The sequence below is a fragment of the Thermanaerosceptrum fracticalcis genome (assembly GCF_000746025.2).
Classification (GTDB): Bacteria; Bacillota; Peptococcia; order DRI-13; family DRI-13; genus Thermanaerosceptrum; species Thermanaerosceptrum fracticalcis.
The window spans coordinates 96,146-120,936 of sequence record NZ_CP045798.1 but is presented as its reverse complement, the minus strand read 5'-3'; the positions used below and the strand labels follow the sequence as shown (position 1 = coordinate 120,936).

Genomic DNA, 24,791 nt, shown 5'->3' with positions numbered 1-24,791 from the left:
GCTTAGCAAGGGCTGAGAACCACAAAAATTTTTATACTTTCCTATACGTTAAAAAGAGCGGACATATTTGTCCGCTCTTTACCGCTTACTTTTTCCTCGTTTCTGCCACCCAGGCCTTAAATTCTTCCATGGTAAAACCGTAGCCATCCTTAAGTTCCTTTAAAGGCGTATTGGGCGAAATCATCTTGGATAGTTTCCATTTGGTGAAAATGACATCAAGGGGAATTTTATAGGTGTCGGATATTTGCTGTAAAGTAGTTGATCCTTTAATTTCCAGAGTTAATTCAGAGGTAGCGACTTCTTCCACCTGTTTTAATTCAGGTACGGCAGTTTTTGCTGCTACCCAGGCTTTAAACTGGCCGGTAGAAAATCCTGCCACGGCTTTAGCATCGGAAACAGTGGCACGGGGAGACACGCTGGAAGGAATCTTCCAATAGGCATAGATTTCTTCCAAAGGTATTTGATACTTCTTGGAAACCTCAATGAGTAAGGTATCACCGGAGACCCCTTCTTCAACTGACATGGACCAGAAACCCAGTACATTGGCCACGACGATGGTTCCCAGGAAAGATACAAGCATTATCATTATGACCGTTTTCTTATTAAGCATTATGGTTCACCTCTTTTTCACTTTTCTTGGATGGCACATAACCCAGTTTGAAATCCAGGGCTCCTTTTTTCGGACACGCATCCATACAGTCCAGGCAGTGATTACAGCTGTCGTTCAAAAGTACTGTGCTTTTGGATACCTGAACCTGAACGGGGCACTTTCTGTCACAGAGGCCGCAGCCAATACATTTGTTTTCATTGCGGTAAGGTTTGACCAAACTGGCGATGCTTAGAATATTGACAAAGGCCCCCAGAGGACATAAAAACCGGCACCATACCCGGGGGATAAAAAGGGAGAGAACTAAGACCAAAGCAAAGACGATAAAGGCCCCGCTTAAGGTGGGATTGGCCAGGTGGAACAGGGCATAGAAGGGGTCAAGCTCGCGGAAAACCAGGGTAGCTGTTGTGTAAGTGCCAAATAAAATCAAAAACAAAATTACATATTTTAATTTAGCCAGGATTTTTTCCACTTTTTCCGGGACAGCAATGGTGAGTTTTAACTTTTTCCCAAGGTTACTCATCCACTCCTGTAAAGTACCTAAGGGGCAGATCCAGCTGCAAAATTGTCTCCCCACGAGGAGAGTAGAAATAATGATGGCAACCAGCAAAACCACGTTAGAGGGATTGATATGATTCAACAGGTTTGTCCCCATGATCACCTGGGGTAAGGATTCTAAGCCGCCCAGGGGACAAAGACTTTCGGCTTTACTGCTTTTGTCGAAAAGATATGGGCTAAACACAAATAGCGCAACAATGACAAGAAAGATGGTTTGCACTATCATACGGGGAGACAGTATGTTTTGTTTCTTCATAACTAAAACCTCCAGACAAATCTTTTTATCTTAATATTAATATTTGACGTTTTATTAGTTGTGGGGAAATTATTAAGAAGATATGAAGAAAAGAATATCAGATATTTTAAACATATGACAATAACCATAATTTTGCAAGAAATTTTTAAGTAGGAAAGGGGACACACCGGCTGAAGGATGGGTCATTCACTGGGACAGGAATGTCCCCAATAACAAGAAGGCCGGAACTAAAAAAGTTCCGGTCTTCTTAAGCTGTTTTAAAATAATTGCCAAATGAGCAAAGGGTATACCCCTCTGCTCATTTGTTCTCGTCATTACTTTCTTTTTCTTGTTTCAGTAATGCCTCGATCCTGTTTAACTCTTCTTTTAAGTAAGTGGCCCGTTCTTTCAGGAAGGACTGATCCAGGTCAGGCTGCAAAGCCCCTCTAAGTCCCCAGCACCTAAGGCCCCGGCCCAAGGCACCGCTAAATCTTCTACCTAAACGCCTGCCCAGTCCTCTCCCTAAACCCAGGCCCAAGCCAAAACCCAGCCCGGCCCAGGCCGCCTCCTTTTCAGGTGTGACTTCTGTGATACAGTATCCTCTCCCCCAACCTGTCATTGGTCCCCGGTTAGAGGGTCCCCTTCCATTGAAACCTGGCATTTTAATTCCCCCTTAAATTTTTGTATAATTTATGGACATATGTCCAATATTACGATATATCATTTTTGAGCATATGTCAATTATTTTTATTGTTAACTTATCCACGTTACGTATTTGACCTAGTACCAGGTCAATTACTTGTCCAACTTCACACTTATCTAATTGTAGTGCTGCCTTCACTTCAAGTAATGTATATTTATGGCTAATTTAAACATCATGGTAAAGACAAACTATAGATCCTCTATACAAATTAAGTTATAAATGATATATTTATGTTAAATGAATACCAATGGCGATGGGGCTCGCCGAAAATGCTAACATCAGCTGATGGCTCCTACCTCCTTAGGTAGGAGCCTTTATTTTTCTAAGGGAGGTCGAAAGAATTGCACTATGCCACTTATGCTTTTATCGCCCTGGGTGGCGCCTTGGGTGCATTGGGGAGGTATTTTCTTTCCACCTGGATTTACGAAAGAGGAGAATACATCTTCCCCTGGGGGACTTTTGTGGTCAATATGCTGGGCTGTTTTCTGCTGGGACTTGTCTATGTACTGGGGGTTGAAAAGCTGGTGATCAATCCCAATACACGGGCCTTTTTAGCCGTGGGTTTTTTAGGAGCCTTTACAACTTTCTCCACATTTAGCCTGGAGACACTTAATATAATTAAGAATGGCCAGATCAAAATAGCTCTTCTCAATGGAGCGGGCAGCCTCTTAATCGGCTTGGTTGCGGTTTGGTTGGGAACCGTAGCTGCCCAATTAATCACAAAGTAAGGAGGGAATAGCATGGTTAAAATATCAGGCCAGGCCAGGAGATTAAGAATATACATCGGTGAAGCCAGTAAATTCAAAGGAAATTTACTCTACCATGCCATTGTCATGAAAGCCAAGGAACTGGGCTTAGCCGGGGCTACTGTCTTAAGAGGAATTGAAGGTTTTGGTCCTAACACCCGCATTAAGACAGCTCGTCTACTGGATCTTTCCAATGACTTACCCATCATCGTGGAGATTGTAGACAGTGTGGAATATATCGAAAAACTCATGCCCTTTCTGGATGAAGCTGTAAACGAAGGCTTGATTACCATCGAAGATGTGGAAATTATTAAATACACACCTAAACAAAGCTAATAAAGCTTCAGTAATAAGTTAACGGCTCGCTGTAAATTAGATATAATTTTAGCTAAAGAAGATTGAAAGAAGGATGTTCCTAAGTGCGTACCATTATCTTGTTAGGTTTGGTGAGTTTTTTTACCGATGTCAGTTCTGAAATGGTCTATCCTCTCATACCACTTTACTTAACTTCAAAGTTGAGTGCCTCTCCAGCCATATTGGGAATCATTGAGGGAATAGCCGAGTCCCTGGCCAGCCTTCTCAAAGTTTTCTCCGGATACTGGTCGGACAAAATCGATCGCAGGAAACCCCTGGCCATTAGCGGCTATTCTTTCTCCGGTCTCGGTAAAGTGGTGTTGGTCTTTTCTTCTTCCTGGCTGTGGGTCTTTGGGGGTAGAGTTCTCGACCGTTTTGGCAAAGGTATCAGAACTGCTCCCCGTGACGCTTTAATTGCCCAAGCCAGCTGCCGGGAGAAATTCGGCAGTGCTTTTGGCCTGCACCGGACCTTGGATACCTTAGGTGCAGTGGTGGGGGTACTTATCGCCTATTACCTGTTTTCATCTTATCTTAAAAGTTATGAAACTGTCTTTATCCTCTCCCTTATCCCGGCTTTTATCGGTATAGGTTTGCTTTTTCTGGTCAGGGAAGTTAAATCTGAGAAAAACACCATACGTAAGCGGTTAAACCTGTCCTGGTCAGACCTTGATCCCAGCTTAAAAAAATTTCTCATTATTATCTTTCTTTTTGCTTTAGGAAACTCTTCTAACCAGTTTCTCCTCTTAAGGGCACAGGATTACGGTTTTGATCCTGCCAAAGTTATCCTTCTCTATTTGCTCTATAATGTAGTTTATGCTCTTTTCTCCTACCCCGCCGGTCGTTTATCCGACCTGATCGGACGTAAAATAGTCCTTGTAACGGGTTACTTGTTTTATGGGCTTATCTATTTTGGCTTCGCTTTGGCTACAAAACCCACCCACTTCTGGCTTCTTTTTGGATTCTACGGTATATACGCTGCCTTTAGTGAAGGTGTGGAAAAAGCCTTTGTCGCCGATTTAGCCCCGGAGAGTCAACGGGCTACCCTCATGGGTCTTTATGCTACCATAACCGGAATTGGTTTACTCCCTGCTTCTATTCTGGTCGGCTATTTATGGAAAGCCTTTGGATCCAGGGTTCCTTTCTTTTTCGGAGCAGCTTTAGGTATACTGGCAGCCTTGAGCCTAATCATCGCACTGAAAAATAACGGGGGAGAACAGGTTTAACTATCATAAACTCATTATCATTTATGCTTATATCCAAACCAATAAACAAATAAATATCATAATAAGTATTTCCGGGAGAATATTATTTATGGAAAAAAGTAATACCGTGGAAAAGGAAAGTCTCTTAAGCAAACTAAAGCGCCAGTCCAGGATACTTAAAAAGCAAGTATATACCTTATTTTTTGCCTATAAAGATCCCAGAGTACCGTGGTATGCCAGAGTCTTTATCGCTTGCGTAGTGGCCTATGCCTTCAGCCCCATTGATTTTATACCGGACTTTGTTCCTGTTTTAGGCTACCTGGATGATCTAATTCTCATACCCCTGGGCGTATCATTAGCTTTAAAGCTAATCCCTGTAGAGGTAATGGAAGATGCTCAGAAGAAAGCGGAACTGATGCAAACGAAACCGACCAACTGGATGGCGGCAGGGGTAATCATTTTTATTTGGCTCCTCCTCATTGCTTTGGTAATTCGTTATACGATGAAAATAAAATAATGGATTGAGTTAAAATTATTTTACAAAGATACAGAAAGGTGTATAATTAAATACGACAAATTAACCCGTTAGGTGAGGTTACTATACAAAAACATGCTACTGCCCTGAAACATCGAGAGATGCCAAAGGGTTAGCAGGCAACATCGGCTTAAGGTGTTACCTAATGTAGCTGGGATTAACCCTTACGTTGTATAGAGCCAAAGCTGTCACGAGGGGAATAAATAATACCGTTATTCTATTCCTCACTCGTGATAGAGTGGGGAATTTTTATATGGAGGATATGAGATGAAGGTTGGTTTAATCAGATGTATGCAAACTGAGGATATGTGCCCAGCCACTACGGATTTTAAAGTTATGAAGGAAAAGAAATGCGCATTTGAAGGTGTAGAAGAGGATATCGAAGTAATTGGCGTAAATACCTGTGGAGGTTGTCCCGGGAAAAAAGCAGTAACCAGGGCCGCTGAAATAGTCAAACGAGGCGCGGACACTATTGTCCTGGCCTCCTGCATTACAAGAGGAAACCCTATAGGATTTGCCTGTCCCCACGCTGATAAAATGAAAGAAACCATCCAGAAAAAGTTAGGTGAATCGATTAAATTAATTGATTATACTCATTAAACTCCAAAATGAAGCAGGAGTTTTCCCTCTTCTGTGGAAATACTTTTTAAAAATAGTTATGCATTTACAGAGGAGGCCGGAGTATGAGTAGTGAGATCAGTATAAATCTTACTAATAGCCCGAAACCCAAACCCAAAGACGACCAGTTAGGATTTGGGAAAATATTTACAGATCACATGTTTGTGATGGACTATGCCGAAGGTAAAGGCTGGTATAATGCCAGAATCGAGCCCTATGGTCCTTTCCTCATGGACCCCGCTAATATTGTTCTTCATTATGGCCAGGCCATTTTCGAAGGAATGAAAGCTTATCGTACTGTGGACGGCAAAATTACAGTTTTTAGACCCAGGTCATATCTGTCCAGGATGAACCGTTCGGCCGAACGTTTATGTATTCCCCCCATTGATGTGGAATTTGTCTTGAAGGGTCTAAAGAAATTACTTAGCATTGAAAAAGACTGGGTACCCTCCGGGGAAATGACTTCTTTATATATCAGACCCTTTATTATCGCTACCGATTCCTTTTTAGGGGTTAAGCCTTCAGCTACCTACCGGTTATTCATTATCCTTTCACCTGTCGGTGCCTACTACCCGGAAGGATTTAAACCAGTAAAAATCTGGGTTGAGTCTGAATATGTGAGAGCCGTCAAAGGGGGTTTGGGTTTCGCTAAAACTCCCGCCAATTATGCCGCCAGCCTCCTGGCCGCAGAGGAAGCGAAAAAGAAAGGCTACACCCAGGTGCTCTGGCTAGATGGTGTGGAGAAGAAATATATCGAAGAAGTGGGGACCATGAACATCTTCTTCAAAATCAACGATGAACTCATTACCCCTCCCCTGGAAGGCAGTATTCTGGGCGGAATGACCAGGGATTCTGTTATCCAGGTGGCTAGCCAGTGGGGTTTAAAAGTCAGCGAGCGTAACATTTCCATTGAAGAAGTCTATGCGGCCCATGCTCAAGGCACACTTCAGGAGGTTTTTGGCACCGGTACGGCCGCCGTCATCTCTCCTGTTTCCCTCTTAGACTGGAACGGTAAGGTCATCACCATTAATAACGGTGAGACCGGAGAGACATCCTTACGCCTTTATGATGAAATTACGGGCATCCAGTACGGTAAGCTTGCCGATAAATTTGGCTGGATGGAAGAGATTGAGTAATTGAGACCCGGTTTATTACCGGGTCTTCACTTTTAACAAGTAATCTCTACCTTATATGTTTTGAGCCAGGTATTGACCTGGATGAGATAAGCAAAGAGCTGGGGCCCTTTCATCAGCTGGCCGAACCAGGGACGGTCAAAGATTTCCTCCGAGGATTCCATTATTTTTCTAATAAACGGTACATTTATTACCTGCAGCAGCGGTGAAGCAGGATCCTCCAGTATTTTTTGAAGCGCCGACCTTACGGCTTCCGTGTAAGCAGGGTTATGAGTCTTAGGATAAGGACTCTTATGCCGCTCCAGCACATCATGGGGCAGTAACCCTTGGAGAGCCCGGCGCAGGATGCCTTTGGCCCTCCCGTCCACCGTTTTCATTTCCCAGGGAATATTCCAGACGTATTCCACCAGGCGGTGGTCACAGAAAGGAACGCGAACTTCCAGGCCTGTGGCCATGCTCATGCGGTCTTTACGGTCTAGCAAAGTACTCATAAACCAGTTGAGATTGAGGTAGAACATCTCCCGCCTTTTCGCCTCCAGGGGATCTTCTCCCTCCAACCGGGGCACTTCGGCAATGGTTTCCCTGTATCTTTGGACAATATATTCCTGAGGTTGGAAAGACTTAAACAGCCCAGGTTTAAACAACTTAATCCTTTCCTCCAGGGAACGCACCCAGGGGAAGCTATCAGCCAGCAAGGCCTCTGCATTATGGAACCAGGGGTATCCCCCAAAAACCTCATCGGCACATTCGCCGGAAAGGGCCACCGTTGCTTCTTTCTTGACTTCCCGGCAGAAATAAAGCAGGGAGGAATCAACATCGGCCATACCGGGAAGGTCCCGGGCTACGGTGGCTTCTTCCAGGGTTCCCACCAGTTGAGGGATATCCACCATCACTACCTTTTGCCGGGTACCAAGGTGCCGGGCTACCCTTTCTATCCAGGGTGCATCGGCATTGGGCTGGAACTCACTGGCCTTAAAATACCGGTCATTATCTTTATAATCTATAGAGAAAGTACGCAGGGTACCCAATCCTCTTTTGACAAATTCCCGGGCGGCAATGGCGGTAATAGTACTGGAATCAAGGCCCCCCGAGAGAAAGGTGCAAACAGGCACATCCGCCACCAACTGCCGTTCAATGGAATCCTCCACCAGGTGCCTTACCGTGGCAGTGGTCGTCTCCAGGTCATCATGATGGGGTAAACTCCGCAAGGTCCAGTATTTGATATGACGGATGCCGTTTCTATTGTACAACACACTATAACCAGGACGGACTTCATAAACATCTTCATAGACACCATGTCCCGGCGTGCGGGCCGGGCCCATGATTAACACTTCAGCCAGGCCTTCCTCCCCCACTACCGGTCTTACAGCGGGGTGAGCCAAAATAGTTTTTAATTCGGAACCAAAAATTAGAGATTTACCTCTCACTGTATAAAAAAGGGGTTTTACACCCATGCGGTCACGAGCCATAAAAAAAGTCTCTTGCGCATCATCCCAGATCCCGAAAGCATAGATGCCATTAAACCTTTCCACACACTGGGGCCCCCATTCCATGTAAGACACCAGCAATACTTCCGTATCACAATTGGTTGAAAAAACATAACCCCGGCTCTCCAGTTCCCGGCGTAATTCCGGCGTATTATAGAGTTCCCCATTGTAGGTCACAACATAGGTTTTCCCTCCCCGCTCCCGCACCATGGGCTGGGCTCCGCCGGCGGGGTCAACAACACTTAGACGGCGATGCCCGAAGGCGGCGTGGGTGGACAGCCATTTTCCCGAATCGTCAGGTCCCCTGGGTGCCAGTGTCTCGGTCATCTTATCGATAATTCGTTCCTGCTGGGTCAGATCCAGTTCCCAGTCAATCCAACCTGTAATTCCACACATGCAGAAAAACCCCCTTTTAGTTTTGTCCAAAATGAAAGGCCCTCCAAAAGTCATGCTCGACTTTTTGAGGGCGCCATTGTCCTCAATTCATATTGAACTTTTCTGCAGTACATAATATGCGGGGGTTAAAATGATGCTACAGTTTTTGTGTGATTATCTCAAATTTATCCCATGCTGCTGCATGGGATTTTTTCATATACTATTTCCTCATATACTTTTCTAAGTACTTAATAGTATCTGGCTTAGTAATTTCCACAGACTTGGTATTAGGATCATCTCCCAGGGAGGGATAACTGATAACACCGAAACTATGGTCACGGGTAATATGGTTATAGGGTCAGTGGAATTCTCCCACCATAATCTTGTCCACATCCAGCGTCTCACCTTTATGACACTTGGCACATACTTCCTGGGACGAATCCTTTACAAGAAGTTTTCCTTCTTTATTCTCTTTGTTGGAAGTATGGCAATCAAGACAGGTCATACCTTCATGGTTGGTCTGGGCGCTCATAAACCAGTGCCTCGCTCCGTAATGGTTTTGTGTCGTGTATTGACCTTGCTGGTCCTTTACCGGTTCTCCTTTGGTATGACAGGTAATAAGCCGCCTTACTTAAATCTATTTATCTTTGTGGCTCCTTTCTGGGGCTGTCCTTATATAAAATGCCAATTCCCTCCCGTGTTTATGCAGCAGTACCTGGCCCGTACTTAAGCCAATATAGGTGCAGTGTAAGATTAAGGCATTTTTTATTGTACTGAGATGCACCATCTTTCCTCTGCCACATATATTTCATCAATGAATCGCTTTGAAGGGAGAGAGTGGAGTTGGACAGTAAGCGGGTTTATATTGCAGTTGCTTCCCCTGAAATTACCCTGCGTATCAAAAGACTGCTAACTAAACGTTCTTTCACTGTGATAGGGGAGGCGGTCAAATTTAATGCCCCCACAGTACTCGACTTTATGGAACCTTCCCTGGTTATCCTGCAGTCACCCCATTATTATCACACCAGATATAAAGCAGTCCTTCAGAATCACAATGTAATCCTGCTGGAACAGGCTTTTTCCCGGTTAACCCTATGGTTTTTACAAGAACCCTCAAACAAAATTTCCACAGATACCTTTCACCTGGAAGAGGCCTTAGAACTCCTCCTGGCTAAATTCCCGGGGGCAGATTCCCTCATTCCTCCCCAGAAGGTCTTCCTTTTGGCCAAAGACAAGGTTATGCGTAAATATGCTTTAAGTGAACCCCAGGCCCACAGAACCTTGCTACATACCAGTATGTGTACCCGGCTGCCTCTCCTTACCGTTTCACAAAGGGTTCTACGGGGCCAGTTGGAGAAAGATGTTTTTCTCCCTCACATAGGAGGAATACCCAATAAGAAAAAGAATAATACAATGAAAATAGTGTGAATACTTTGGTCACCATCAATACCAGATATGGTAAAATAATGATATCTTTTTGCGAAAGGATTAGCCTATGACGATTGGTACAGTACTATTGATCCTGGTTGTCGGCGTTATTGCGGGTTTCCTAAATACCGTGGCCGGAGGAGGTTCTCTCCTCACCATGCCTATGTTTATTTTTTTAGGGATGCCGTCAGCCCTGGCCAACGGCACAAACCGCGTAGCTCTAACGGTGCAAGGTATTGCCGCGGCCATTAACTTTCGCCGGAAAGGCTACTTTGATTTAAAGCTTGGCCTTACTTTAGGTATTCCGGCTATGATCGGTTCTTATCTGGGGGCCAAACTGGCCATTGATCTCCCGGATGCCATTTTTAATAAAATCCTGGCCGGCGTAATGATCATCGTTCTTTTTCTCATCGTTCGGCAGCCCGAGCAACCTGTAGAAAAACCCGAGGAGGAACTGTCCCTGCCCCGCCGCATTTTGTCCGCCATTGTTTTTTTCTTCGTGGGTATGTACGGTGGGTTTATCCAGGCCGGAGTTGGCTTTATTATTATCGCCAGCCTCTCACTCCTCACGGGAATGTCGCTGATCAAGATTAACAGCTTAAAGAACTTCGTGGTCCTTTTTTATATGTTCATCTCCCTGGTAGTCTTTATCTTGGAAGGCAAAGTGGACTGGGTTCTGGGCTTAACGCTCTCCGTGGGTAACGGTATCGGCGGCTGGATAGGTAGTTCCTTTGTCGTGGCCAAAGGGGATAAGTGGATCCGGTTATTCCTCATTGTGGTAGCCATCATCATGGCCGCCAAACTCCTGGGTGTATTTGAGTATCTCAAACAACTATTTTAAATGAAGGTGATAAAAAAAGACCTGTTTTAGTCTTCCCAAATTACGGACTTACAGGAAACTGAGATCCTTTATCTCGGAAAAATAAAGCTGGCACTCATGCCAACCTTTTTGCCCGTTCTTGCCATAAGGCTCTACATTTAGTAATTCCGCAGGTTTGACGCCCAGCATGGTAGCGCCTACAATCCAGTGATTCTTACTTGACATTATTTCGCTTCCATGCTAAGATATTTCTTGTCACAAAACAATACATGCGGAAGTGCTGGAATTGGCAGACAGGCACGTTTGAGGGGCGTGTGTCGCAAGGCGTATGGGTTCAAGTCCCATCTTCCGCACCAACTAAGATGATTAAAGGCTTACGAGATTCTCGAAATGAGAAAACGTAAGCCTTTTTTGTTTTGGGTCGTGTAACACGGTCGTGTTACAAAAAAATCGTATGTCATGTGAGGTGACTATCACTTGGGCTGTTGTAAAAAGGGAGCGTTAGTTGAAAACTCAGCATTTTTATTAATGGAAATTACGTTATCAATCAGGCCACAGATGTAAGCAAAAGACTAGAAGCCATGCCGAAATTCCGGAGTGTTTACGGGTTCCTGATTGTGAAAATAAAAGGGACAGATCAAATAAATCCCAAATTGTCTTGAGTACAGGAATCCCGGCACCTCGCCCGTGATCTTTTTTCTCGAAAGTAGGTTTACAAAGCTTGCTCATCAATATCACCCATATCGCCAGAGTGGTGGTAAAAATTACCATCCCCTGCGATTATGGGGGCTTTTATTTCCACCAACTGCATAACTCCTGTTATAAATTGAACCTGGTGATAAATAATTCGGCCGCGTAGACTCGGCTCTCAATATTCTGATATAATATAAATACTAATATTGATATAAGGAGCATTTGATATGCCGAACATTAGACCGATCTCCGATTTAAGAAACAATGCCAATGATATTTCTGAGTTCTGCCATAAATCAAGAGAACCCGTTTTCATTACAAAAAACGGTGTCGGCGATATGGTTGTGATGAGCCTAGAAACATACGAACGGCAGCAGGCATTAATAAGCCTGTATGCAAAACTTGCCGAAGCAGAGGAAGAAATAGCAAACGGTGCAAAGGGTGAGGATTTTTTTGAGGTCGCAAGACAGCTAAGGAACAGCGTACATGGGCAAGTATAAAATCAAGATATTTTCCAATGCTAAAACGGACCTGAAGGATATTGTCAGCTACCTCAATACGCTATCACCACAGGCCGCAATCAATTATTATGATCTTATTATAGAAAAAATCGGCAGCCTTGCCGAAATGCCGGAACGGTTTCCCTTTGTTCGGGATGCTGCCCTGAAGGCTAAGGGATACCGCTGCCTGATTGTAGAAAACTATTTGGTGTTTTTTGTTGTAAAAGCTGATACGGTGCAGATACGCCGCATTCTCTACGGCAAGCGCCATTATGAATGGCTACTATAAGAGAAGAAAACTCTTTAGATGGAGAATTTAAATATATGGGCCTTCCTTATAACGTAGTAAAATTAGAAGTGTACAATCCTGACTGGCCAAAACAGTTTGAGCAAGAAAAAGAAGAAATACTCTCTGTGGTTAAAAATTCATCAATTGCAATTTGTCATATAGGGAGTACTTCAATACCTAATATGACTGCAAAACCAATAATAGACATTATGGTGGGTGTTGACAATAATAATGAGTATGATAGCACCACTAAATCTCTTATAAGCATCGGTTATCACTGTCTTGGTGAATGTGGAAGACCGGATAGGATATTTTTCGTAAAAGGCTCATCGGATAATAATACACATCATTTACATCTTGTGACAAAGGGTAGTTCTTATTGGGTAGAAAACCTTGCATTTCGAAAATATCTTAGACAAAATAGTAAAGCTGCTAACGAGTACCAAGCCTTGAAAATTTATCTTGCTCATAAGTACAGGGATAATAGAACAATGTATAGGATAGCAAAATCATATTTTATAGATGAAATTCTACAAAGGCTCTAAACATACAAACCACTTCCGTATTATTTTAGCTAAAAGTATTGCATGAATAATCACGCAAGACAGACAAATGACTTTATGAAGATTAAACCTCCACTGATATTGATATATCACCATGGAGGTTCAAACAATTCACACTTTTACTGTCCTGAAAGTGGTATTTGCCCTTTATCATAGGGCATCAGAAAATGAGCTGCAAATAAGTCTGCGGTAATCTCCTCTTCCTTATTTCCCCTTTACAGATATACACGCTGTTCACTGTCATATCGTCAAAGAACAGATGCTTGAATTCATGTGCGGTAGAGTAAATCTGCCGGCCCAGATTCATATTGCTATTAATATATATAACTGAGGCGCATCTTTCAGTTCTTGATTTTTAATCATAGTCATTCCCTGCTGTAGGAACCCCGTTGTCATGCAGTTTAGATAGGTAGCATGAAAGTCAATCTTATCAACGAGTTTACGGGTAGTAAAGTCGGCCAGGCCAATGCCATTAGCATTACCATACCAATATGCTCCGTTCCAATTGAATGGATTGCATCCGCCCCTGGTACACGGCCCAAACCTATCCCCATCATTTTCAGGAGCCCCGATTCCCGTGGTGCCCTGAAAGCAGTATGACACTTTACTCTATTGACTACTATGAGGCCATCAGCTTCTACAGCTTCCCTGGCGCAGTAAACATCAATGTTATGAGTTGGGGTTACACCAATCTTCACTACATCGGAAGAGCAAACCACAGGACAACCTACGGTCTCTTCGGTAATATTCAAGCTGGTCAGGATCTCCCTCTGTCCTTCCGGAGTCCCTCCTCCATGACTGCCCATAATATTATGAGACGCAACAGTTTAAATCTGTTGCGTCTCATAACGTTATTCACCACCACTTATCAGCTATATTACCGTGTTCGTCAAATCCCAGATCAAAGCCATCATCTAAAACCTCGATAAAGGGCAGATTCCTTATTTCTGCCAAAATGCTCTCGGATACTTTGAGATGGCTTAATTCCAGGGTATTACGGATAAAAATAAGGCGGGCCTTTGGCGGTTCTAGCCTTTCAATAGACTTAAGGGCTGCGGTGATGGCCTCCTGGTCATTCTTGCAAACCACCGGCATTTTACCCCTGTCAAGAACTCCAGCCGCAAGAACGTTAGCGTAGGTGGCCTCAAAATCAATTTGATCTGCAAAACGGCGGGGAACAACGTCTGCTAAACCCATCCCCAGGGCATTGCCGTGGGAAGCTTCCGTTATTTCTAGAGCAACTATTCGTTTTATCCTGGGAGTATCAACCTCATTAGTAATAGGCTGTGTCACCCTCCCCAGAACGTTAACATCCATTCCTGTGCCGCTGATATTTTTACCTATCTCTTTAACTACAAGCAGGTCTATATCTTCAACGGGCAGTGAGGGCATCAGCTTTTTGGCAAGCTTTAACAACTGGGCGTCTACCGCTTCTAAATCTTCTTTTTTTACAGCTACGATTTTGACAGTTTCATCGTAGGAGTTCTCTACAATGCCAATCCCCAGCCTTATCGGTGCTTTGCTTAAGGCCAAACGGGCTGCTTCGACAACAGTAGGGAAAAGGCCATAGGCATGCATCTGGCTGCACCCTTTATGCTTGCCCAGTCCCACAGATACCATCTTCATTAGACCGCTTTCGTTTTCCGCTTTAAATCTGGTATGGGGTTTGACCCTGTTCACGACCACAATGGCGTCTGCCGACCATGCATTCTTATCCATATAAACTGTAGCCCCGCTGCCGGTCTTCCCCAATTCCACAACTTCCATGTCAGAGACAATTGGGGCCCCCACTGTCCCTTCTGTAATACCCAAACTGGCCAGTACCTCGACCTGACCTTGCGCAGTAGCTCCGCCATGACTGCCCATAGCCGGTACGATAAAGGGATTCGTACCCAGTACCTTCAGTTTCTCCACCAGAACGCTAATAATTTTACTAATATTAGCAATTCCTCTGCTTCCTACGGCAACAGCAACTCTTTCCCCCGGTGAGAAAATGGACCTGACCCCTACTTCCTCCAACTGGGTGCTTAACTCACCGGCTATGTCGCAAATTTTATCCTGGGGAAAAACCTGACGAACATTATATATTCTAGGATATCTCATGACATAAACCTCACTAGTTCAGATTACCAGGAACTAGACAAAATCAACTTTACGCAGCTTTTCCTCGACATTTTCCAGGTGTTTTCTCATGGCCTCCCGTGCCTTTTTCGGCTGCTTGTTTTTAACTGCTTCGTATATTAACCTGTGTTCATCCAAGACTACCAACCGGGGACCCTGATTTACCCTAAAATACTCGTGACTTGACAATAATCCTTCATGGAAGATATTGGATATCGTATCGAATACATTGCTATAGACAGGATTGTGGGTAGCCTTCATGAGGGCACAATGAAACTTAAAGTCTTCCTGGGCTGCGCTGCCGCCTCTCTTGATTTCCTTATCCATATCCTCCAGGCATTCGTGAAGTCTGCTGAGATCCGCAGCATCAGCCCGGAGCGCAGCCAGGAAAGCGCCTTCGGTTTCCAGTCCTTTCCGTAACTCCAGGATGTTTAACAGGTTCTCTTTATCTGTTAAAAGCCTGAGGGTAAGGGGATTGGTTAGTTTTTCATTTACATTGCGAATAAATATGCCTGAACCATGTTTCACTTCAAGTAAACCCGCAGCCTGCAGCGCACTCAACGCTTCCCTGATAGCCATTCGACTTACTCCAAAGTAAGCAGCAAGTTCTTTTTCGGATTGAAGCTTATCACCTGGCTGCATCTGATTTGTCTTTATCATTTCTTCAATTCTCTGTATTACTTCTTCATATAGTTTCGTTTTTCTAATCTGTGTCATGTGATACCCTCCTCTGCTAACCTAATGATATTATAAGATTATCTCTTATTTCGTCATGATGCAACAAATATTCTTTTAATATAACAACACCCCGGTTAACAGGGGAGGGCCTTCACTTATTAGAGCTTCCCTGAGGCAATTTCAGATAAACCTTGAGGATAACCTAATCTATAAGCTTCTTTAATTCCGTTCATTTTCCCTTAAACTCGGGTTTTCTTTTATTAAGAAAAGCTTCGACGCCTTCTTTCTTATCCTCGCTGGCGCAGGCCAGGGCATGAAGATAGGACTCTAAGGTTAAACCGACGAAAAGAGAGGTATCAAGGGACCTGTTGACAGCTTCTTTGGCGTACATGACTGCCAGGGGGCCTTTTTTCATGATGGTTTTAGCTATTTCCTTAGCGCCGTCAAGCAATCCCTCCGGCGGAAACACTTTTGTAACAAGGCCGTACTGCAGGGCTTCCTCGGCAGTAATCATTTCCCCGGTAATAATCATGTGCATGGCCCTTCCCTGGCCGATTACCCTGGGCAACCGCTGGGTGGCCCCGTCTCCCGGAATTATCCCCAGATTTACTTCGGGAGCGCCGAACTTGGCTTTATCCGAGGCAATACGGATACTGCAGGCCAGGGCAAGTTCCAACCCTGCTCCCAGCGCAAAACCGTTAACTGCTGCAATGGTGGGCACATGCAAATTGGAGATTTTATTGTAAACATCCTGACGGCGTTTGGTCTGCTGGCGTCCCAAGATAAAATCCCTTTTATCAAGTTCACGGATATCAGCACCCGCCATAAAAGCTTTGTTCCCTGCTCCTGTAATAATTAAAACCTTTACCTCACTGTCTTGTTCCAGTGTCATTAAGACCTTATCCAGTTCGTCAACCATCTCGTTACATAAAGCGTTCATTTCAGGACGGTTCAAGGTCAACAGGCCGATGTTTTCTTCTTTTTCAAGTACCAGGTGTTTATACATCCTTTTTACCTACCTTCGTTTGGCATTCATCATTATTTTTTGAAGAAGTCCACCGGCTCAGCAGGGTCTTTTGAATAATCATAAAACCCCCGGCCCGCTTTTTTGCCCAGAAGGCCCGCCTGAACCATCTGTTCCAGGAGATAGCACGGCCTGTACCTGTCGTCGCCGGTCTTGTTATACAACATCTGGGTCTTGGCCAGGTGAATATCTACGCCGATGAGGTCAATCAGGGCAAAAGGTCCCATCCTGTGGTTGCAGCCCATTACCACGGCTTTATCAATGGCATCCACCGTAGCAATGCCTTCATGCAGCACCCACACGGCTTCATTGAGGAGACCCGCCAGGATGCGGCTGGTAACCCCCGCCGGGCCCTCCTTTTTAGTAACCACCGGGTCTTTGCCCATCTTGAGGGCCAAGTCTTTAGTTTTATCAACCGTTTCATCGGCTGTAAGTATCCCGGGCATTATCTCCACGAGCTTCATGAGGATAGGCGGGTTGAAAAAGTGCATCCCTACAACGCGTTCCGGGGTTCTGGTGGCCGAGGCTATTTCGGTGATGGAACAGGAAGTGGTGTTGGTGGCCAGGATGGCCTGAGGATTTGACTTTTCATCCAGTTCTTTGAAGATCTTTTGTTTTAAGGCCACGTCTTCCAAAGCCGCTTCGATGATAAAATCGGCCTCATTCACTTTTTCCATACCTTCCACCGGTTTGATCCGATCCATGATGTCTTGGACTTCTTCTTTCGTCATTTTCCCTTTTTCTACCTGTCTGTCCAGTCCGCTTTTCACCATGTCCAGGCTCTTTTTGACCACATCAATGTTGATATCCGAAATATACACCAAATATTTTGCCTGGGAGGCAACCTGGGCTATTCCTCTGCCCATGGTCCCTGCCCCTATTACGAAAATCTTTTGCATTTTCTACCCTCCTCTTTGATTTTTAGTTCAATCTTTCCACTACCAGCGCTACACCCTGACCGCCGCCAATGCAGAGGCTGACAATACCGAGGTGCTTGTCACGGTTTTTAAGGGCATAGAGAAGGGTGGTCAGTATTTTTGCTCCTGTAGCTCCGACAGGATGACCCAGGGCTATGGCTCCGCCGTGTACATTGAGTTTTTCTTTATCTATCTTAAGTTCTCTGTCGCAGGCGATAACCTGGGCAGCAAACGCTTCGTTTAATTCAATTAAATCAATATCCTGCAGTTTCAGGCCGGCTTTTTCCAGGGCCTTTGGTATGGCCAGGACCGGACCCAATCCCATGTACTTGGGGTCAAGCGCTACATACGAATAAGAACGCACCAGCGCCATGGGTTTTACCCCCAGTTCCCTCGCTTTTTCCTCTGACATGAGGAGTACGGCTGAGGCCGCGTCACACAAGGCGCAACTATTCCCTGCCGTGACACTGCCTTCTTTCAGGAAAACCGGCGGCAATTTGCCCAGCTTTTCCAAAGAGACGTCTTTCCTGGGAATCTCATCGGTGTCTATCAATTTGACTCCTTTCCTATCCTTAATTTCGACAGGGACAATCTCTTCTTTGAAAAGGCCTTTTTCCATAGCATCCACAGCTTTATAATGACTCTCCAGCGCAAAACTGTCCTGCTCCTCCCGGGATATTTTATATTTTTCCACCAGCAGTTCAGCCGTATTGCCCATGAGCATGCCGGCCAACTGGCACATAAACCCGTCTTTATGCAGGACATCGTATATTTTCGTGTCACCCATCCTTTGCCCCCACCTGGCTTCAGGCAGAATGTATGGCACCTGCGTGCTGGACTCAGTACCGCCCGCCAGCACAATATCTTCTTCGCCGGCTGCAATGCTTAAGATTCCCAATTCAACAGCTCTTAGGCTTGAACCGCACCGGATATTGACAGTAAAGGCCGGGCAGCTATCGGGGAGTCCGCCTTTTACAGTACATAGTCGCGCCGGGTTAGGTCCAACACCTGCCTGCCAGCCGTTGCCAAAAATCACCTGACCTACAGCATGGGGAGAAAGACCGGCCCTCTTCACTGCTTCTTTAATAACCGCAGCCCCTAAATCGACTGCTGTTAAATCCTTGAAGCTACCGCCAAAACTGCCCCCAGCTGTCCGTACCGCGCTAACGATAACCACTCTTTTCATGCCATCAACACTTCCTTTCTCATATATTTAAACTTGATTAGTCTTCAATTCCCGCCAGCCTTTTGCTCAGCTTCTTCTTGCCCTCCAGATCGGTCTCCCGCATTATGGTGATCCGGTGCGCCTCTGCAGATCCACCGCCATGAATGTCTGAAACGGTGTCGGCACTTTCTAGTGCCAGCTTTTCCACCAGCCTGAGCATTCTGATCCGGTCCTCGACGGGCACACCAGCCGCTCCCTGCATGTACTTCATCACCAGCGGGCCTATTTCGGGGTTGGCCAGGTCCCTATCTGAGGGCAAATCGCAGACATAGCCGCCTGCAATATCCACCAGTAGACGTCCTACTTCTGCCATTTCCTTGCCCTCGTGTATTTTTGAGGCATTGGCCAGAACAGGATCGATAAAGTATGTACCGGAGGACTGCCGTTTTCCCTCGTAAGAGGCCGCAATGCTACACCCATACAGAGTTTCAGCCCGGTGAATCATGTCAATGATTTTCTGCCTTAGGTGGCTCAACTTAGCGGTGCCGTTATAGTCCATCATCGTTAGAGCCGCGCCTATCATGCAATCAATCTTTCCGGCTTTGCAGCCGCCGTGACTCTGCCGGTGAAAGGCGGAAAACCGCATTACCAGGTCACCCGCAAACTCAGTCTCGCCACACATAAACACCCGCTCCCAGGGCACGAATACATCGTTAAAAATAACCGTCGGACAGTACTTCGAGTATTTTGTATTGCCGATGTCGCAGCCCTGCAGCTCGCGCATATCCAGAGTAGATCTTCCCACCACGTGGATTAGCCCGGGAGTGTCCGTGGGAATGGCAAAGGCAACGGCATAGTCCTTGTCTTCCTTTTTTAAAGCCCGTGTAGGGAGCACGATTATCTCGTGAGACGAGAGAGAGCCGGTTTGGTGGGCCTTGGCACCGCGCACTACAATGCCGTCATGGCGGCGCTCCACCACTCGTAGGTACATGTCCTTGTCCGGCTGTTCGTGGGGATTTAAGGAGCGGTCTCCCTTAACGTCGGTCACCCCCGCATTGCAGGTGAGATCATTCTTCTGTACATGCTTTAAGAACTCCAGGAAACGGGCGTAATATTCTGTTCCGTACTTCTGGTCTATATTGTAAGTAACGATGGACAGGGCACTCATACAGTCAAGGCCGGTGCAGCGCTGGAAACAGGTGCCCACCCGTCCTCCCAGCATACGGTTGTTCTTGACTCTGGCCACCAGATCTTCGATGGAAGTCGGGGGCAATGTGAACCTGTTGACCGCCTCGCCAATTAGCGGGCTTTCCGTGACCATCGAATGGCGATACTCCGCCATATTCGCGGCTTCATAGGTGGCCGCAGTCGCCTCTATGCCGGCTCTTAGGCGCGGATTATCCACAACATTGGTAATCCGCTCACCGAACATATAGACAACGGGATTCATCTTGCGCAAAGATTCAATATATTCTTCCTTGGTCTTAATTGCCATAAAAATCCCCCTCACTGCAATTTTTTTCGTTATACCAGATGTTCTGCTAAAGCAAAGCCTTGGGCCAAGGCCTTCATGTTCACCTCTTCCGTCCCTTTAGGAATCCGGGAGAACATGGCTTTTTCCAGAGCTTCACGGCTGACCACCTTGGTAATAGCCACCAGTGCTCCCAGGGTGACCATATTGGTAACGATTTCACTGCCGGCCACTTTTACTGCCATCTCGGTAATTGGCAGACTGTACAGCTTGACTTTGTCCTTGATTTGATCATTTATCTTCACACTGGAATCTACTATCAATACCCCCTGTTCTTTCACCGTAGGGGCAAATTTATTGGCCGCTTCCTGAGTTAAGGCCACCAGCACATCAGGGTATTCAATCTCGGGAAAATGAATGACTTCCTTGCTGATGATCACTTCAGATTTACTGGCGCCACCCCTGGCCTCCGGCCCATAGGACTGGTTATGGGTGGCGTTGATGTCATCATAAATGGCGGCTGCTTCGGCCAGTATTATACCTCCTAAAACTATCCCCTGTCCGCCGAATCCGCTTAATACAATTTCACATCTCTCCATCACTTTGCCCCCTTACTCTGCGCGTCTTCGATTAATTTTTGATAGAGTTTGGTATACTCAGGAGCAGTTTTATTCACAAACTCGCCAATCAGGAATTTTCCTTCCAATTGCTCGGGACTCATGCCGGCTGCAGCTTTTACGTTCACCGCATGCTCTTTCTGCCACTTCAACATCTCGGTGGGCGATTTCATCTTATTGCGCCGCCCATAACCAATGGGACACTGGGTAATAGCTTCCACCAAAGAAAATCCTTCATGTTTTAGTGCTTTGGTTACGAGCTGTTCTAGAAGAGTAACATGATAAGCCGTCGCTCTGCCCACATAAGTGGCGCCGGCCCCTTCGGCCAGTTTGCAGATATCAAAACTGGGTTCAACTGTACCGTATGGGGCAGTGGTAGCATAACTTCCCTGGGGAGTAAGGGGTGAGTACTGCCCCCCCGTCATACCGTAGATACTGTTGTTGATTAAAATGGTGGTAATATCAATATTACGCCTGCAAGTATGGATGAGATGATTACCGCCGATACCTGCCCCGTCGCCGTCACCGGTTATGACAACAACCTTCATCTCCGGCCTTGTAAGTTTAAACCCGGTGGCAAAGCTTAAGGCCCTGCCGTGAGTAGTCTGAAAGGTATTAAAATCGATGATGGCATTGGTTCTGGCCGAACAGCCGATCCCTGTAATAACTATTACCTCATCCCGGCTATAGCCCACATTATGAATAGCCCTAACCACTGCTCCAAGGGCAATACCCGTACCGCATCCCGGACACCAGATATGGGGCATTTTATGCATTCTCAAATAATCCTGAACATGAACTGCCATTTACTTCACCTCTTTCACGGCACTGACGATCTGCTCGGGCGTAATCATTTTGCCGTCAAACCTGTTTAGCGGACGCACCCCAGCCTTTTTATCCTTTAAAGCACGTTCCACTTCACCCACTAACTGACCCATATTCATTTCAGGCACAATTACAGCCTGCACTTTATCGCCGTACTTCTCCACTACTTCACGGGGGAAAGGCCAGAGGGTCAAAGCTTTGATGAGGCCCACTTTTAATCCCTGAGCCCGGGCTGTCTCCACGGCGCTGTAAGCCGAACGGGCCGTGCAGCCATAAGCAAAAATAGCCACTTCCGCATCATCCATCATGATTTCTTCAGTCATGACAATTTCTCCACGACGTTTTTCAATTTTATTGTGCAAACGACGAAGCAGTTTATCTGCAACCTGATGATTATTAGTGGCAGGGTACCCGCCTTCATCATAATTGTTGCTGGTCATGTGATATCTATAGCCCTTACCGTATGAAACAAAGGGCGGCACATCATCGGCATCCGGTTTAAAGGGCAAGAATTCTTCAGGGGGCACAGTTACTTTCTTACGCTCTACTATCTCAATTTCCGAAATATCAGGCAAAACAACTTTCTCCCGCAAATGTCCTACGACTGCATCGGAGAGAATAATGACCGGCATCCTCAACATCTCCGAAAAGTTTACAGCTTTGATGGTAAGCATGTAGTATTCGTAAACTGTCGAAGGACAAAGTACAATGATGGGGTGGTCTCCATGGGTGCCCCACCTGGCTTGCATTACATCCATTTGGGCTGGCAGGGTAGGCATACCTGTGCTGGGTCCTCCCCTCTGCACATTTACAATGACACAAGGAACCTGAACCATTGCCGCATAGCCCAAATTCTCCTGTTTCAAAGTAAATCCCGGACCGCTGGTGGCTGTGAGACCTTTGACTCCGCCGATAGAGGCGCCGATGACTGCCGCCATACTGGCAATCTCATCTTCCATCTGGATAAAGGTCCCGCCCACCTTGGGCAGCTCTTGGGCCAGTATTTCCGCTATTTCAGTGGCCGGCGTAATAGGATAGCCGGCAAAAAACCGTACTCCTGCAGCCACAGCTGCCATAGCACAGGCTTCATTACCCTGCAACAGTTTAACTTGCCGCTTCATTGCTCTCACTTCCTTCTACTTTAATAGCAAAGTCTGGGCACCTGTACTCGCACATCATGCAGCCCGTACAGCTTTCCAGGTCTAAAACAGCTGCTTTCCCTTCAGTGTCAAAACCCAGAACACCTTTAGGGCAAAAATCGATACAGATACCACATGACTTGCACCAGTTTTTTCGTACGTCAATAATATATTTGGCCATCACTATCCCCCTTCTTTATCATCATGTCCTCAGGTCATCATATCACCTTATCTATTCGTCGCCATTCTGATATTTCCTTCTTAAAAATCTCTCGATTAAAAATATTTACATTACCACTCTTTTTTCAAGACAGCACCCCTGGCCACCGATTCAACCAGCCTGCTGTAACGGCTCAGATAACTGCTGTTCACTTTAGGCATCTTGGGACTCCACTTCTCAAACCGTTCTTTAATTACCTCCATTGATAAATCCACATTTAACTCCCGACCGGGTATGTCGATGTTAATCATGTCGCCGTCTTGAAGAATGGCTATCAATCCACCCGCAGCAGCCTCCGGTGCCACATGCCCCACACACGGTCCCCGGGTGGCGCCGGAAAACCTGCCGTCCGTAATTAAGGCAGTGTTCTCACCCAGCCCCATTCCCATCAAGACAGAAGTTACCGCCAATAATTCCCGCATCCCCGGACCGCCCTTCGGGCCTTCATACCTGATTACCAGAACATCCCCCGGACTGATCCGCCCCGCCAGGATAGTTTCTACCGCTTCTTCCTGGGAATCGAAAACTCGAGCCGGACCTCTGTGACGACGCATACTTGGAGCTACCGCCGTCTGCTTGACCACAGCGCCTTCCGGTGCCAGGTTGCCTTTAAGGATGGCCAGGCTGCCATGTTCATGAACCGCGTTATCCCGGGTTCTGATGACCTGGGGATTTTTATTGGCCACTGTGGATACTATTTCTCCCCATGAACGGCCGTTTACTGTTGGGGCATCCAGATATAATAACTCGTTACCCAGCTCCTTCATCACCGCGGGCACACCCCCTGCCTCATCCAGGTCTTTCATCACATACCGCCCTGAGGGCTTAATATCACAAAGATGGGGAGTAGACCGGCTGATAAGTTCAATGTCATCGGCAGTCAGGGTTATCCCTACCTCGTGAGCTATGGCCGGTATGTGCAGGAGCAGGTTGGAAGACCCCCCCAGGGCCATACTTAACCGCAAAGCATTGTGAAAGCTCTTTTCGGTGAGGATTTCCGAAGGCCTGATATTCTCTTGGACCAGGCGAACTACCTCCAGGCCGCTCTGTTTGGCCTCTCTCAATTTCCTGGAAAAAACAGCATGGGTTGTAGAACTGCCCGGCAGGGCCAATCCCAATCCTTCGGCCACACAACTCATGGTGTTGGCCGTACCCATCATGGCACAGGAACCGTAGGAGGGACAAATAATCTCTTCCAGTTCAGCCAGACCCTCTTCCGTCATTTCACCTTTATGCACTTTGCCTACTGCTTCCCTGACTTCATAGATGGCCAGTTCCCGGCCTTGATAACGTCCCGGCAGCATAGGCCCGGCCGGCAAAAATACCGCAGGCAGGTTCAACCTGGCTAAGGCCATAAGCATACCGGGTACTATTTTGTCACAGCCGCCAATAAAAACGAGGCCATCGTAGCGCTGGGCTTCAACCATCACTTCAATGGAGTCTGCTATGATTTCCCGGCTGGGCAGGGAAAAACACATGCCTACATGACCTTGAGCCAGCCCGTCACATACTGCTATAGTGTTGAATTCAAAGGGTACACCGCCTGCCATGCGTACACCATTTTTTACTTCCTGACTTAAACGCTGCAAATGGGCATGCCCAGGATGCATTTCATTCCAGGAGTTAACAATGCCTATGAAAGGTTGAGAAAACTCCCGTGATATGAGCCCTATAGCGTTTAAATGGGCCCGCATCCCCGCCCGGTCTAAGCCATTAACCAGGGTACTGCTCCTCAACTTATTGGACTTATACTCCAGCCTGACCATGT

At 46.2% G+C, this 24,791-nt stretch carries 30 protein-coding genes, 1 tRNA gene and 2 riboswitches; of the genes, 12 read left to right on the top strand and 19 right to left on the bottom strand.

All coding sequences use genetic code 11. From position 1 onward, the window contains the following. Window positions 1-85: 85 nt before the first annotated feature. From BR63_RS00685 to BR63_RS00675, 3 genes are all read right to left on the bottom strand, one after another. On the bottom strand, window positions 86-610 hold the full coding sequence (locus BR63_RS00685; RefSeq protein ID WP_034423660.1) for a hypothetical protein: 525 nt from the start codon (window positions 608-610) through the stop codon (window positions 86-88). After that, window positions 603-1,421, bottom strand: coding sequence for a 4Fe-4S binding protein (locus BR63_RS00680; protein ID WP_051965969.1), 819 nt, complete (start codon window positions 1,419-1,421; stop codon window positions 603-605). The genes BR63_RS00685 and BR63_RS00680 overlap by 8 nt, the downstream gene beginning before the upstream one ends. A 298-nt stretch (window positions 1,422-1,719) precedes the next feature. Then, entirely contained in the window at window positions 1,720-2,061 is a 342-nt protein-coding gene (locus tag BR63_RS00675) for a DUF5320 domain-containing protein (protein WP_051965971.1), read from the bottom strand. A 282-nt stretch (window positions 2,062-2,343) separates the two neighbouring features. Then, window positions 2,344-2,405: riboswitch (Fluoride riboswitch) on the top strand. A 39-nt stretch (window positions 2,406-2,444) separates the two neighbouring features. On the opposite strand from BR63_RS00675, the gene crcB reads away from it, so the two are divergent. The 6 genes from crcB (at window position 2,445) to BR63_RS00645 (ending at window position 6,694) form a co-directional block, all read left to right on the top strand. Then, complete coding sequence (gene crcB, locus BR63_RS00670; RefSeq protein WP_034423661.1) at window positions 2,445-2,831, top strand: fluoride efflux transporter CrcB; 387 nt, start codon at window positions 2,445-2,447, stop codon at window positions 2,829-2,831. 12 nt (window positions 2,832-2,843) lie between these two features. Beyond that, on the top strand, window positions 2,844-3,185 hold the full coding sequence (locus BR63_RS00665) for a DUF190 domain-containing protein (RefSeq protein WP_034423663.1): 342 nt from the start codon (window positions 2,844-2,846) through the stop codon (window positions 3,183-3,185). An 83-nt stretch (window positions 3,186-3,268) separates the two neighbouring features. After that, window positions 3,269-4,426 carry an MFS transporter gene (locus BR63_RS00660; protein WP_034423665.1) on the top strand — a complete coding sequence of 386 codons (1,158 nt, stop codon included), beginning with the start codon at window positions 3,269-3,271 and terminating at the stop codon, window positions 4,424-4,426. 88 nt (window positions 4,427-4,514) lie between these two features. Next, complete coding sequence (locus BR63_RS00655) at window positions 4,515-4,922, top strand: YkvA family protein (RefSeq protein ID WP_034423667.1); 408 nt, start codon at window positions 4,515-4,517, stop codon at window positions 4,920-4,922. A 57-nt stretch (window positions 4,923-4,979) separates the two neighbouring features. Next, window positions 4,980-5,146, top strand: a riboswitch (M-box (ykoK) riboswitch). Between the two features lie 61 nt (window positions 5,147-5,207). Next, on the top strand, window positions 5,208-5,540 hold the full coding sequence (locus BR63_RS00650) for a CGGC domain-containing protein (RefSeq protein ID WP_034423669.1): 333 nt from the start codon (window positions 5,208-5,210) through the stop codon (window positions 5,538-5,540). Window positions 5,541-5,623: 83 nt separating this feature from the next. Continuing rightward, a complete protein-coding gene (locus BR63_RS00645) occupies window positions 5,624-6,694 on the top strand; it encodes a branched-chain amino acid aminotransferase (protein WP_034423671.1) in 1,071 nt (356 codons plus the stop codon). Between the two features lie 32 nt (window positions 6,695-6,726). Here BR63_RS00645 and asnB read toward each other — a convergent pair whose 3' ends face one another. After that, complete coding sequence (asnB, locus tag BR63_RS00640) at window positions 6,727-8,574, bottom strand: asparagine synthase (glutamine-hydrolyzing) (protein ID WP_034423673.1); 1,848 nt, start codon at window positions 8,572-8,574, stop codon at window positions 6,727-6,729. 337 nt (window positions 8,575-8,911) lie between these two features. After that, the gene (locus BR63_RS00635; protein WP_081908222.1) at window positions 8,912-9,085 is read right to left on the bottom strand and encodes a cytochrome c3 family protein; all 174 of its coding nucleotides are present in this window, start codon (window positions 9,083-9,085) and stop codon (window positions 8,912-8,914) included. A gap of 311 nt (window positions 9,086-9,396) precedes the next feature. Between BR63_RS00635 and BR63_RS00630 the strand changes: the two genes are divergently transcribed. Both BR63_RS00630 and BR63_RS00625 read left to right on the top strand, forming a co-directional pair. After that, the gene (locus BR63_RS00630) at window positions 9,397-9,981 is read left to right on the top strand and encodes an ANTAR domain-containing protein (protein WP_034423675.1); all 585 of its coding nucleotides are present in this window, start codon (window positions 9,397-9,399) and stop codon (window positions 9,979-9,981) included. A gap of 67 nt (window positions 9,982-10,048) precedes the next feature. Further along, entirely contained in the window at window positions 10,049-10,822 is a 774-nt protein-coding gene (locus BR63_RS00625; RefSeq protein ID WP_034423677.1) for a sulfite exporter TauE/SafE family protein, read from the top strand. A gap of 48 nt (window positions 10,823-10,870) precedes the next feature. Here the strand turns inward: BR63_RS00625 and BR63_RS00620 are convergent, their stop codons facing one another. Beyond that, the gene (locus BR63_RS00620) at window positions 10,871-11,026 is read right to left on the bottom strand and encodes a hypothetical protein (protein ID WP_153802130.1); all 156 of its coding nucleotides are present in this window, start codon (window positions 11,024-11,026) and stop codon (window positions 10,871-10,873) included. Window positions 11,027-11,072: 46 nt separating this feature from the next. On the opposite strand from BR63_RS00620, the gene BR63_RS00615 reads away from it, so the two are divergent. The 4 genes from BR63_RS00615 to BR63_RS00600 all read left to right on the top strand — a co-directional run bounded on the left by BR63_RS00615 (window position 11,073) and on the right by BR63_RS00600 (window position 12,828). Next, window positions 11,073-11,157 (top strand) — tRNA-Leu (locus tag BR63_RS00615). A 564-nt stretch (window positions 11,158-11,721) separates the two neighbouring features. Next, a complete protein-coding gene (locus tag BR63_RS00610) occupies window positions 11,722-11,994 on the top strand; it encodes a type II toxin-antitoxin system Phd/YefM family antitoxin (RefSeq protein WP_034423679.1) in 273 nt (90 codons plus the stop codon). After that, window positions 11,981-12,283 (top strand): type II toxin-antitoxin system RelE/ParE family toxin, encoded by a 303-nt coding sequence (locus tag BR63_RS00605; protein WP_034423681.1) that lies wholly within the window; start codon window positions 11,981-11,983, stop codon window positions 12,281-12,283. Before BR63_RS00610 ends, BR63_RS00605 begins: the two co-directional genes overlap by 14 nt. After that, complete coding sequence (locus BR63_RS00600) at window positions 12,271-12,828, top strand: GrpB family protein (protein ID WP_081908223.1); 558 nt, start codon at window positions 12,271-12,273, stop codon at window positions 12,826-12,828. Before BR63_RS00605 ends, BR63_RS00600 begins: the two co-directional genes overlap by 13 nt. A gap of 178 nt (window positions 12,829-13,006) precedes the next feature. Here BR63_RS00600 and BR63_RS19910 read toward each other — a convergent pair whose 3' ends face one another. The 13 genes from BR63_RS19910 to ilvD all read right to left on the bottom strand — a co-directional run bounded on the left by BR63_RS19910 (window position 13,007) and on the right by ilvD (window position 24,789). Next, on the bottom strand, window positions 13,007-13,171 hold the full coding sequence (locus tag BR63_RS19910; RefSeq protein ID WP_420825497.1) for a M78 family metallopeptidase domain-containing protein: 165 nt from the start codon (window positions 13,169-13,171) through the stop codon (window positions 13,007-13,009). Window positions 13,172-13,247: 76 nt separating this feature from the next. After that, window positions 13,248-13,598: a hypothetical protein gene (locus BR63_RS00595; RefSeq protein WP_034423685.1), complete on the bottom strand. Its 351-nt coding sequence runs from the start codon at window positions 13,596-13,598 to the stop codon at window positions 13,248-13,250. A 103-nt stretch (window positions 13,599-13,701) separates the two neighbouring features. Beyond that, complete coding sequence (locus BR63_RS00590; protein WP_034423687.1) at window positions 13,702-14,949, bottom strand: nickel pincer cofactor-dependent isomerase, group 22; 1,248 nt, start codon at window positions 14,947-14,949, stop codon at window positions 13,702-13,704. Between the two features lie 33 nt (window positions 14,950-14,982). After that, window positions 14,983-15,684, bottom strand: a complete 702-nt coding sequence (locus BR63_RS00585) for a FadR/GntR family transcriptional regulator (RefSeq protein ID WP_034423689.1) — start codon at window positions 15,682-15,684, stop codon at window positions 14,983-14,985. Between the two features lie 190 nt (window positions 15,685-15,874). Then, window positions 15,875-16,651 carry an enoyl-CoA hydratase/isomerase family protein gene (locus BR63_RS00580; RefSeq protein ID WP_034423690.1) on the bottom strand — a complete coding sequence of 259 codons (777 nt, stop codon included), beginning with the start codon at window positions 16,649-16,651 and terminating at the stop codon, window positions 15,875-15,877. Between the two features lie 32 nt (window positions 16,652-16,683). Then, window positions 16,684-17,568, bottom strand: coding sequence for a 3-hydroxyacyl-CoA dehydrogenase family protein (locus tag BR63_RS00575; RefSeq protein WP_034423691.1), 885 nt, complete (start codon window positions 17,566-17,568; stop codon window positions 16,684-16,686). 22 nt (window positions 17,569-17,590) lie between these two features. After that, a complete protein-coding gene (locus BR63_RS00570; protein ID WP_034423692.1) occupies window positions 17,591-18,772 on the bottom strand; it encodes a thiolase family protein in 1,182 nt (393 codons plus the stop codon). Between the two features lie 37 nt (window positions 18,773-18,809). Next, window positions 18,810-20,246 (bottom strand): 4-hydroxyphenylacetate 3-hydroxylase family protein, encoded by a 1,437-nt coding sequence (locus BR63_RS00565; RefSeq protein ID WP_034423693.1) that lies wholly within the window; start codon window positions 20,244-20,246, stop codon window positions 18,810-18,812. Window positions 20,247-20,275: 29 nt separating this feature from the next. Continuing rightward, entirely contained in the window at window positions 20,276-20,821 is a 546-nt protein-coding gene (locus BR63_RS00560; protein ID WP_034423695.1) for a 2-oxoacid:acceptor oxidoreductase family protein, read from the bottom strand. Further along, window positions 20,821-21,645, bottom strand: coding sequence for a thiamine pyrophosphate-dependent enzyme (locus BR63_RS00555; protein ID WP_034423697.1), 825 nt, complete (start codon window positions 21,643-21,645; stop codon window positions 20,821-20,823). The genes BR63_RS00560 and BR63_RS00555 overlap by 1 nt, the downstream gene beginning before the upstream one ends. Further along, the gene (locus BR63_RS00550; RefSeq protein WP_034423700.1) at window positions 21,646-22,785 is read right to left on the bottom strand and encodes a 2-oxoacid:acceptor oxidoreductase subunit alpha; all 1,140 of its coding nucleotides are present in this window, start codon (window positions 22,783-22,785) and stop codon (window positions 21,646-21,648) included. Continuing rightward, window positions 22,769-22,984: a 4Fe-4S dicluster domain-containing protein gene (locus tag BR63_RS00545; RefSeq protein WP_034423702.1), complete on the bottom strand. Its 216-nt coding sequence runs from the start codon at window positions 22,982-22,984 to the stop codon at window positions 22,769-22,771. Before BR63_RS00545 ends, BR63_RS00550 begins: the two co-directional genes overlap by 17 nt. A 110-nt stretch (window positions 22,985-23,094) precedes the next feature. Continuing rightward, window positions 23,095-24,789 carry a dihydroxy-acid dehydratase gene (gene ilvD / locus BR63_RS00540; protein WP_243270042.1) on the bottom strand — a complete coding sequence of 565 codons (1,695 nt, stop codon included), beginning with the start codon at window positions 24,787-24,789 and terminating at the stop codon, window positions 23,095-23,097. Window positions 24,790-24,791: the final 2 nt, after the last annotated feature.